Below are 290 nucleotides of genomic sequence, written 5' to 3' on the forward strand. Positions count from 1 at the left end.
CTTTGTGGTCTTGAAGCCGAGGCTATTCATGAGTATCAATGGCGTCATGTAAAAGAGGCCATGTTGCTCGGTGTTCCTGTTGAACTTTCCGTTCAAACACGAAGAATCAAGTGTCGTGACTGCGGCATAAAAACAGAGTCTCTATCTTGGCTAGAGCCTTATGCTCGCATCACGAAGCGCCTAAAAAGTTATATAGAACAACTGCTGCCTCTTCTTCCCATTAAGCATATCTCCCAGTTAACGAGCGTACATTGGCACACCATTAAAGAGATAGATAAACGCCGACTTCG

1 protein-coding gene is annotated in these 290 nt (G+C 44.8%); it reads left to right on the forward strand.

What is annotated here, in order from left to right:
- Positions 1–290: helix-turn-helix domain-containing protein (locus AB4585_RS29770; RefSeq protein WP_372169759.1), on the forward strand; the 290-nt coding region annotated here is incomplete at both ends.

Origin of the sequence: Vibrio sp. 10N.222.49.C9 (assembly GCF_041474985.1) — a bacterium.
Taxonomy (GTDB): Bacteria; Pseudomonadota; Gammaproteobacteria; order Enterobacterales; family Vibrionaceae; genus Vibrio; species Vibrio crassostreae_C.